At 43.1% G+C, this 9,926-nt stretch carries 9 protein-coding genes; 1 reads left to right on the forward strand and 8 read right to left on the reverse strand.

What is annotated here, in order from left to right; translation table 11 throughout:
* Window positions 1-109 precede the first annotated feature (109 nt).
* The 5 genes from CAG60_RS03230 to CAG60_RS03250 form a co-directional block, all read right to left on the reverse strand.
* Window positions 110-661, reverse strand: coding sequence for a molecular chaperone TorD family protein (locus tag CAG60_RS03230; RefSeq protein WP_161438283.1), 552 nt, complete (start codon window positions 659-661; stop codon window positions 110-112).
* 137 nt (window positions 662-798) lie between these two features.
* Complete coding sequence (locus CAG60_RS03235) at window positions 799-1,611, reverse strand: dimethyl sulfoxide reductase anchor subunit family protein (RefSeq protein WP_154169184.1); 813 nt, start codon at window positions 1,609-1,611, stop codon at window positions 799-801.
* A 3-nt stretch (window positions 1,612-1,614) separates the two neighbouring features.
* A complete protein-coding gene (locus CAG60_RS03240; RefSeq protein WP_040904699.1) occupies window positions 1,615-2,232 on the reverse strand; it encodes a DMSO/selenate family reductase complex B subunit in 618 nt (205 codons plus the stop codon).
* Between the two features lie 12 nt (window positions 2,233-2,244).
* On the reverse strand, window positions 2,245-4,683 hold the full coding sequence (locus CAG60_RS03245; protein WP_161438284.1) for a DMSO/selenate family reductase complex A subunit: 2,439 nt from the start codon (window positions 4,681-4,683) through the stop codon (window positions 2,245-2,247).
* Between the two features lie 130 nt (window positions 4,684-4,813).
* Complete coding sequence (locus tag CAG60_RS03250) at window positions 4,814-5,341, reverse strand: 4Fe-4S binding protein (protein WP_161438289.1); 528 nt, start codon at window positions 5,339-5,341, stop codon at window positions 4,814-4,816.
* A 209-nt stretch (window positions 5,342-5,550) separates the two neighbouring features.
* On the opposite strand from CAG60_RS03250, the gene CAG60_RS03255 reads away from it, so the two are divergent.
* Window positions 5,551-6,681 (forward strand): glycerophosphodiester phosphodiesterase, encoded by a 1,131-nt coding sequence (locus tag CAG60_RS03255; protein ID WP_161438285.1) that lies wholly within the window; start codon window positions 5,551-5,553, stop codon window positions 6,679-6,681.
* Window positions 6,682-6,785: 104 nt separating this feature from the next.
* Here CAG60_RS03255 and CAG60_RS03260 read toward each other — a convergent pair whose 3' ends face one another.
* The 3 genes from CAG60_RS03260 to CAG60_RS03270 all read right to left on the reverse strand — a co-directional run.
* Window positions 6,786-7,532, reverse strand: coding sequence for a glycerophosphoryl diester phosphodiesterase (locus CAG60_RS03260; RefSeq protein ID WP_161438286.1), 747 nt, complete (start codon window positions 7,530-7,532; stop codon window positions 6,786-6,788).
* A gap of 282 nt (window positions 7,533-7,814) precedes the next feature.
* Window positions 7,815-8,261, reverse strand: coding sequence for a hypothetical protein (locus tag CAG60_RS03265; protein ID WP_161438287.1), 447 nt, complete (start codon window positions 8,259-8,261; stop codon window positions 7,815-7,817).
* Window positions 8,262-8,598: 337 nt separating this feature from the next.
* Window positions 8,599-9,926: 3'-5' exonuclease (locus tag CAG60_RS03270; protein ID WP_161438288.1), on the reverse strand; the 1,328-nt coding region annotated here is incomplete at its 5' end.

Below are 9,926 nucleotides of genomic sequence, written 5' to 3' on the forward strand. Positions count from 1 at the left end.
CAACAATGAAATTCATTTTAAAACAGTAAGTTAAACAAAATTAACGTGTCATTTTAAAATAATTAAACGCAGTCAATAAATAGCCATATTTACAGGCCATATTGTGCAATTACTCGGAATTATCACTCGATAATTCTGCTAAAAAATATTCCGATAATACTGCTAAAGAATAATAAAAATCATCTTCATCACAGGCGGATTTTAAACGTTGTAAATAGAGCGTCGCCCACGGAAAAAGATGATCCGTTAATAGCTCGATAACCGCAGATTCTTGACCTTGTTCGAGAAAATGAGCAAGGGCTAATAACATTAATCCAAATTGATCTTCTGGTTCCTGACGGGCGAGTTGCACCGCTAAACCATGACGCTGGAGAAATTGACGATAAGCCAAGGTGCTTTCACCCATCACGATATGCTCATGATCTAAGTATACCGATCCCCAAGGCGGAGCGGGCATATCCCCTAGCCCTTCGAATAGTACGCTAAAGCGCTCAGGTTGTGGCTCTGGTAGATGATGGCACACGGTTTCGATAACCTTAGGATCGCTCCAAGAAAAATAATGAGCTAATTGAGGCAGATCGTGTAACGCATACTGCGCAGGCTCGCTCTGCGGTGAATAGTAAAATAAACTACCAAGGATTCGAGGAACAATGGCTAACATTGGCTTTCCTTTCTGTTTTAAAAAGTACTCAGCCCGTGAGCCAGCTCCCAGCGAATTCGCTTAAAGTCGCTGCTCTCACAGGCTGAACGGTACACACTGTTTAGAAGAATACGCTCAAAGTATCCTCCTAACCGCCACTACATGGTTATCCACCATAAGTTATAAAAGGTAATACGTGAAGCCAGCTCGCCAAGGATCATCAGTGCCGCACCGCTAAAAAGCAAAGGTTTAACGGCTTGTTTTTTCAGTAAGACCCACAAAGCAAGCACCAGCGCGATGGTCATCGCGAACAAATACGTGTACCAAAACATCGTTTGTGCATTCACTAAATGCGGTACTTGCTCGGTTAAAAACGCCATATAACCGGTACGAGTTGCAAACGAAATCGCCGCTCCCACGATGACCGCTAACGCACCGAGTCGTTTAGCACCGAGTGCTAAAGCACACATCCCACCAGAGATAGCAACAGTTAGCCACAAATGCAGCGACGTATAATGGCTATTCCAAGCCGGGACGGTTGCCAATTGATAAACCTGCGTAATCGACCAAGCAAAAGCTAGGCCTAATAGTACGGCAATCCCATTCAACCATTGGTGCAATGTATCGGTAACAGTAACGTTAAACTTGCTTTTCAGTATATCGCGCAGGCGAGGAGCACTGAGTGCCACCGTTAAAAAAGCACAACCAAAATAGAGGCCACTTAAAACAATTTCATTACTCATCGGTGAACGGAATAAACCAAACAGCAAATTAATCGCACGCTGAGGTTGTCCCATATGTAAGCCACCAATCGCCATGCCTACAGCAAATAAAATTACGGCAACCAGGTTGATTTTATGACGCTGAGCATTGGTAATTTGTCCAACAAGACCAGCAATAAAAGCCAATAACATCATACCAACCGCGGTTTGGCCTAAAACCGTGAAAAAGACTAAAGGTAATTCATGCATCGTTTATACCTCTGAAGGGTTTTGAACAGCACCGGTTTTATCACCAGTCATACGGGCATCCGCGTGTGCTTTAATCACTAAACTGGGTTTGGTCAGTTGCGGATCCGGTAAGGGTGCGACCGCATTGGTATCGCCATATTTGGCGCGTAATGTGGCTATCTCATCAAAATCAAGCGCGCGCTGTGGACAAGACTCGACACACACGGGTTTTAAACCTTGAGCCACTCGCTCATAACAGCCATCGCACTTCGACATCACTTTCTTTTGTTCATCAAACTGCGGCGCACCATAAGGACAACGCATTTCACAATAGCGACAACCAATGCATTTATCTTGATCAACCACCACTAAACCATCTTGTTTCCGTTTATGCATCGCTCCTGTCGGGCAACCTTTCACACACGTTGGTTCAGCACAGTGATTACAGGAGATCGATAAGTAGTAGTTGAAGGTATTTTGTTGCCAAGCATTGCCTACTTTCTGCCACTCACCACCACCATACTCGTATACTCGGCGATATTTTGGGCCTACCTCTTGCGCCTTCTCATCTTTACAACTGATTTGGCACGTTTTGCAGCCAGTACATTTGGATGAGTCGACAAAAAAGCCATATTGTTTCATTTAAAAATCTCCTCAGACGCGCTTAACGTCGACCAAATTGGTGTGTTGTGGGTTACCTTTAGCTAACGCCGTTGGCCGTAGCGAGGTTAGTCGGTTAATACAGCCACCAACATCAACACCTTGTTTATTGGTCTGCGCCCATGCGCCCTCTGGCATCGCCGTTACACCGGGCATAATGCGTGGTGATACCTTCGCTTTAATTCGCACTCTTCCTCTGTCATTGAAGACTTCGACAAAGTCATCATTGTGGATACCTCTCGCTTGAGCATCGATGGGGTTGATCCACAAAACATCCGGCGCAACTTCTTTCAATTGAGCAACGGACGAATACGTTGAGTGGCAATGACCTTTGGTATGAAACCCTGTCAATTGCAACGGATATTTATTCAGCATCGGTTTATCTTCGATACCTTCGACGGCTGGCCAGTATTCTGGAATCGCCGAAATTTTATCTCCGGGCAGTAATTGCCATTGAGTCGCCAATTCAGCCAATTGCTCTGAATAAATCTCAATTTTTCCTGATGGCGTTTTCAGCGGATGTTGCTGTGGATCATCACGAAAATCTTTTAACGCAATATGTTTACTGCTATCGGCGATCCGGCGATCAATCACGCCCATACCATCGGTTTGCTCAAATGGAGGCAAATGCGGTTCTTGTTTACGCACTTGGTTATAAGCGTGTTCAATCCATTCTTGGTAGGTTCGACCTTCGGTAAACGCCTCTTTCAAACCCATCTTATCGGCGATTTCCGCTAAGACATCGTAAGTCGGCCGATTTTCCCACATCGGTTCAATCGCTTTTTGTAAGCGAACCAAATAATGATAAGACCCTGATTGATAAGAGTTATTAATTAACTCATCGGATTCTAAGGTTGAAACATCGGGCAATAATAAATCGGCATATTTAGCGCTGGCTGTCATGTGGTTATCCCATACCAGAATAAATTCACACAAAGACTCATCACGCAGCACTTTATCGACTTGGTTAAGATCCGAATGCTGATTAGCGGTGATATTGGACGCGTAATTCCATAAAAACTTCACATTGGTCGTTAAACGATCACGACCTTTGATGTAATCTTTTTCTGGTGTCATCTCGGTGCCGCGCGTGATCGCATCGACCCAGCTAAAACATGGAATCGACACTTTGACTGGATTTGGTATCGCCAGACCCGCTAGTGGATAATTGACACTGCCTCCCCAAGTACCAATATTGGTTCCAGGACGACCAAACTGCCCGGTCATAATCGGCAGCATCATGATCGCGCGTGCAGCATGCTCACCGTTTTGTGTGCGTTGCACTCCCCAACCTTGAGAAATCCACGCTGCTTTAGCGCTAGCAATTTCACGAGCCAACTGACGAATACGTTGCGCGGGAATTTCGGTCAATACTTCCGCCCATTCTGGCGTTTTTTCAATCTTGTCTTCCCCAAGACCGAGAATATAAGCTTTATATGATGAGTTCGCTGGCGCACTGGCAGGCAAAGTTTCTTCACTCCAACCGACCGTATATTGATTAAGCATGACCTCATCAAGCAGATTTTCTTTGATTAAAGTATGGCCAATTGCCGCGACTAACGCCGCATCGGTTCCCGGGCGAATCGGTAACCATTCGGCATTAAATGCCGTCACGCTATCGGTGCGGCGAGGATCAATCAAAATAACCTTAGCGCCGCTTTGTTCGAGAGCATGATAAATTTCTGCAATTTGTCCGCCCCCTGACATGCGCGTTTCTGCCAAGTTTTGACCAAACATCACCACTAAATCAGAATTTTTGATCTCAGCAAAAAGCGTTTGTTGCTCAGTGCCGTAAATATTCCCTGCTTGTCCAAAAACAAACGGCTGAATCCGGTTAAGTTGAGCTTCTGAATAGGTATTGTGCATATCTAAGAAGCCACCAGCTAAATTAAGCAGGCGCTTACACGTATTACGGCCTTGTAAATTAGCCCCTGTCGTTCCACTACCATATTGATAGTAAATGGCTTCATTACCATAAGTGTTGATCACTCGTTGCAATTGCTCAGCCACAATGGTGGTGGCTTCATCCCAACTGATGCGCTTGAATTTACCTTCACCACGTTCACCGACCCGCTTCATTGGGTACTTTAAACGGTCAGGGTTATAGGTACGAAAACGAGCTGAGCGCCCCCGTAAACAAGGGCGAATTTGATGCTGACCAAAAATAGCTTCATTGACCCCATCTTCTGGAGAGATCTTAACGGCTACACCATCGCGCACATGAACTTTAAATGGGCAACGACTGCCACAGTTCACTAAACAAGCGCTATAACGGATCTGTTCTGGGCTCAGCGAGGATGATGGTGTTGGTGCAGCCAGCGCATTAAATGGCAAGCTGATCGAACTGGCAGCAATCGCTGCGCCAGAAGCAACCGCAGAGCTTTGTATAAACTCACGGCGCGTAAATAGTTTTTTGATTATTGATGTGGACATAGACCCTCCAATGTATCGGCCTATTATCCAAACCTTGCATGATCTTCCCTATGATCACTATCAATGAAAATGTAATTAGTGGTTACACTTTTAAACATTTACTATCAAATAGTAACAATAATAGTTATCATTAGTTTTCTGTTGATTTACGAAATTGCCACTCAATCGCATTAGCAGGACAAATCGGACGGCATTGACCGCACCCATTGCATAAGTCCTCATTCACTACGGGTTGTTGATTCGGCTCGCAATGAATCGCTTGAGTTGGGCACTGCTCAATACACAATTCACAATAACCCAATAAACGATTATGACACTGATAAGCAAAGGTCGGTAAAAGCTCAGTTTTCGTGGCAGGCAGCAGCGCCCCGGTTGGACACACTTGCGCGCACTGAGTGCACAATTGGCAATGATTGTAATCTAGACATAACTCAGGCCACTGGCCTGTTAACTGGATAACGGAGCTTGGGCACGCTTCAACACACAGACCACAGCCATCACATAACTGCCTGAACGTTGCCTCTGCTAATGCCCCCGGTGGACGAGGTATGGTGCGTTTCGGCTGATCATCAACCTCATGATAAGCGGCCTTACCTCTGGCAACTAAACCACGAAAAAGATCACGGCGACTAAAATTACGGGGACTCTGACTCATCATCACCAAGCTACGATAAACAACACTCTTCAATCATAGCGCGAAAAGACGTAAAGCTAAAAGTCTTGTTCATGTTCAAAAAGCAGATGACCTAACTTGCGCTTACTGACTCACGCAATTTTGAATATTTGCTCTATTTATGTTAAAAAACAAACCAAAACATACACCAAAACTAGGTTATTTGGCCTCATTCAACTAAAAGGAGTATTACGTTGAATCTTTCTTCGCAGCACCACACCACTCGTAGCGCATTAACGAGCCTGACAACACCATTTCTCTACACCACATTAGGCGTTATTGGCGCACTCTCATTATCAGGCTGCTCAAGCACATCATCGACACTGTCAGCACCGCTTTCTATTCCAGACAACGCGATTATTGCTCATCGTGGCGACTCTTATAACGCACCAGAAGCGACTTTACCGGCTTATCAATTAGCCTGTGAATTTGGGGCAGACTATCTTGAAGTCGATCTACAACGTAGTAAAGACGGCGTTTTAATTGCTGTACATGATAATAATTTGCGCAATAAAACCAATATTGCGGAGATTTATCCAGAGCGAGCCGATAGTCCAGTAAGCAGTTTTTCTTGGGCTGAATTAGAGAAATTAGATGCCGGATCTTGGTTCAATAACGCCTATCCAGAACGCGCAAGAGAAAGTTATCGTGGCTTGCAATTAATGACCTTAGATCAAGTCAGAGACGTTGCTGAAAATTGCTCACATCAACCTGGCCTTTATATCGAAACCAAATTACCTGAACTGTTTCCCGGTATCGAAGCGGATCTGAGGGCGAACTTGCAACAGCACGGCTGGCTAGATAAGGAAATGAAAGGTAAGGTTATTTTGCAAACCTTTGAAAAAGAGAGCTTAGTTCAACTGCAAGCGGAAATGCCGAACATCCCTAAAGTCCTTCTGCTATGGACTGGCGACGGTTATATCGATATGAAGCCTACAGAGCCGAAACAAGATGATGAAAGCTGGGCGGCTTACTACGCACGAGTGCAAGTCGCATCGAAATCGGCTTATGAAGAATGGATAGATTTTGCTAAAGACAATGGCGCAATTGGCGTTGGCCCATCAGGAACTCAAGCCAACTTTGCTGACTCGTGGTCGAGTAATTTTAGTTATATGGATCTCGCTAAACCTTGGATGATAGAGATGAATCAGCAAAAAGGGTTAGTGACTCATATTTACACCTTAGATGATGCTGAAGATCTTATCCGCTATCGCGATCGGGGAGTGACTGGCTTTTTCACTAACCGTCCTAATCTCGCCGTCGAAGCGTTAACTGGACGTCCAGCAAAAGACGTTACCGCAACGCTAGTGAAACTTGGTTATTAATCTCAATCAACGTTGATGGTTTCTATAAAAAATCCCGTATCAATACGGGATTTTTTGTTCTGCTGACAATAACTTGCTTCACTCAAGCTACCGATTTAACGCGGCTAATTGGTCGCAGAGAAGAATGAACGAGGGAATGTCTGAGCGATATCGGTAAAGACACCATCCACGCCCCAGTTAAATAATTGGTTGGCTCTTAGTAGGCTATTGACGGTATAAACGTTCACTTTGTAGCCTTTGGCTTTAAAAGCGGCAACCTGCTCACGAGACAATCCTTCATTTTCTGGGTGAATATATTCAGCTTGGCACGCCTGTAAAATTGATTCCCAATCCTCACACAGTGTCTCTTTAGTAAATAAACAAGCGGTCGGATAGTGCGGCGCACGCCGTTTAAATTCATAGAGAGCAATATGATTAAAACTCGAAATGATCACTTTTCTGTCACTATCAAGCAGTTTTAGTCCCTCAATCACGCCCTCAATTAATTTGAGCGTTTTCTCCCACCCTGCCGTACAGGATTTTATCTCAATATTAGCGTCGAGTTTTAGCTCATTGAGCATTTCAATAAATTGGCGAAAGGTCGGAATCGGCTCACCAGCAAACGCATCAGAGAACCATCCACCAGCATCAATATTCGCTAGATCTTGTTGACTCAATTCATACAGGCTACCACTGCGATTGGTGCAACGATCTAATGTGTCATCGTGAGAGATCACTATCGTATCATCACCAAGGATATCAACATCACATTCCAGCCACTGCACCTTATGTGTATGGCAAAGACGAAAAGCAGCTAAGGTATTTTCAGGGGCTAACGATGACATGCCACGATGGGCAAAAAGTGTGTTCATTTTCAATCAACTCTCTGTGAATTGTTGCATTTCGAGCGCAGATAATCGCTCGTTCGAGCTTGAAATGCACTATACCGGAGTCAAATTGTTAACAATAGAGTAGACGGTTCAGAAATGTGATTAGCCGTTGAAAATCAGTCAATACACAACGCAACCTCAGCTGTAAGACAGAAATAAAGTATCATACTGATTGTCTTGAGCATCACAATTGATCATCCACTGCTTTGGCACGTTTCTGGACAGAACCTTGTCAGCTGCTTTACTAAATTAGCACCTCACGGATTAGTTCAGGTATTGGAAACATCTAATCAAGTAGACAAGGATTTGAGAACTTACGACTGCGGTAATAATGCCCCAAAAAACTCCTGTATGGTACTTAATCCAGTATTTAAGTATATTTGATGACTTCAATGCTTGTTTATAACCGGCTTCTGAAAAGTAATATATGCATAGGTCACGTTTTAAGAAATTATTTTCGACCATCCCGTTAAAAATAGTTTTCATTACTCTTTTATCATTGCAATTAGATAAGCGAGACTGAGTACGTTGCTCATTAATCAATATTTCTAGATCCGCCGCATACTTTGCAATTAACATCTCAGGCGTAAATTTATAGGATCCTATCTGGGCACTGGTTTTATGCTGCTTATTGTAAATTTCATACATTAGCTTTAACACTTGATTCAGTTTAACGTCATCAACATTAACGGAGTCATCTCTAGGGTTCATTTTATCTCCTGTATCATTTGCGATTTAACGCGCATTAAGGTGTGAGCAACGCTACCACGAAACCCAATCATGCCACCGTAAACACAAAACCCAACGATGGAATAAAAAATGCCAAGCGTTGGGAATCACTCTTAAATGCTTTGTTATAAAACCGTTACACCAAACTCTGCATTGAGCCTGGTTGTGCTGTTCTATGTGTTACACCCCGTCAACAAAAGAGTGTCAGGAACTTTGCTAATCAGCTTCTTCATACCAGTCAATGAAAGGCTGGCGGGTGTCAACGTTTGATGGTGTGCTTGCAATTATTCGATCACTTTCGCACTCATCAATCTTGCTTTTAGCACATCACCTCTAACTGGAGTAGTTCCTTACAATCATATTCATTTACGTAGTTCTGAATATCAATAAGAAACCTACTTGGAATTGAACTACCAGCGATATTGTATGTGATGTAAAGTGTTTCGCGTGCACGAGTCATCGCAACGTAGAGCCGAGATGCTTCTCGAGATAAGTTATCAGTTTCTACGGATTTATTAGGCATTACACCTTCAACTACCCCAAGTATGAAAACATGCTGAAATTCATGCCCTTTTGCAGATTCGATGGTACTAATTTTAATACTGTTTGATCCTTCCATTTTCAATGTCTGCTTAAGTTCACAGCTAACAATTGAACGTAATTTAAGTTCTCTTGAAATTGACTCTCTTATACGTTTGTTTAGCCCTATCACACAAATTTCTGGGTATTTATCCTGCTCCTCATCTTCGCTGACTACTTCAAGTATTTTCTGAATGGCCTCACATACAAACTGAACTTCGTCTGTCTCAGATCTACATTTTACAACAAACGGTTTTTCCCCAACCATGGAAGGTAGGTCAGGCTTTGTAGGCTTAACAATATTATCCTCGTCAACATCAGCAAACTCGTACTTTTCAATGAGGGCGTATGAGGCTTCCATAATCTCTTTAGAGTTACGATAGTTTTTCTTCAAAACATAGCTTCTATTTGAGACGTTAACCCCACACTGCTTCAGCACAAAACCTTTGTTATATATAGTTTGCGCACCATCCCCTACTAAGAATAGTCCGTTTTCCTGATTCGAAATTTTTTCTTCTCCAGTGTGTAATGCGGCGACCATTGTGACTTCAAGCTGCGAGAGATCTTGTACTTCATCAACAAGAACACACCGATATGGGCTAAACGCTTTTATTTTTTCCGATAACATCGTGGGATCTACTTGCGCCCAACCAAAACTATCAATAGATTCTGAGTTGTTTAGTAGCAATGAACATGATGCAGCGACTGCCCCTTCGTAATCTATCTCAGATATTTCTTTTAACTTTTCTGCTTTCAATTTGGCGGCATCATAAAATGCAGATCTTGCCTCGTTTCTCAAAGCAACTTTTCGACCATGCCGTTTAAAAACCTTGGAATCAAGATACCTCTCAAAATCTGAGTTTAAGAGTCTGCTTCTGATAAAATAGATTTCTTCTTCTATAAACTTCTTTTGTTCATGAAAAGGTAATTTTGAAAGACCCGTTGATGCATAAGATTTATGAGACCTTACAAATTCAACAATATTTTTCTGAATTTTATTAGCTGCTTCTGTATTACTATTTTTCCGATATGCTGATTCACCTTTTGGGTGTAGCTCCGTGATGATCC

Origin of the sequence: Vibrio sp. V33_P6A3T137, from assembly GCF_009904835.1 — a bacterium.
In the GTDB taxonomy this organism is placed as follows: Bacteria; Pseudomonadota; Gammaproteobacteria; order Enterobacterales; family Vibrionaceae; genus Vibrio; species Vibrio metschnikovii.

What these genes read in the sequence shown, in the direction of transcription:
- CAG60_RS03230 (WP_161438283.1), bottom strand. Translation starts at nt 661, where the DNA reads ATGTTAGCCATTGTTCCTCGAATCCTTGGTAGTTTATTTTACTATTCA.
- CAG60_RS03245 (WP_161438284.1), bottom strand. Translation starts at nt 4,683, where the DNA reads ATGTCCACATCAATAATCAAAAAACTATTTACGCGCCGTGAGTTTATA.
- CAG60_RS03260 (WP_161438286.1), bottom strand. Translation starts at nt 7,532, where the DNA reads ATGAACACACTTTTTGCCCATCGTGGCATGTCATCGTTAGCCCCTGAA.
- CAG60_RS03240 (WP_040904699.1), bottom strand. Translation starts at nt 2,232, where the DNA reads ATGAAACAATATGGCTTTTTTGTCGACTCATCCAAATGTACTGGCTGC.
- CAG60_RS03250 (WP_161438289.1), bottom strand. Translation starts at nt 5,341, where the DNA reads ATGATGAGTCAGAGTCCCCGTAATTTTAGTCGCCGTGATCTTTTTCGT.
- CAG60_RS03235 (WP_154169184.1), bottom strand. Translation starts at nt 1,611, where the DNA reads ATGCATGAATTACCTTTAGTCTTTTTCACGGTTTTAGGCCAAACCGCG.
- CAG60_RS03265 (WP_161438287.1), bottom strand. Translation starts at nt 8,261, where the DNA reads ATGAACCCTAGAGATGACTCCGTTAATGTTGATGACGTTAAACTGAAT.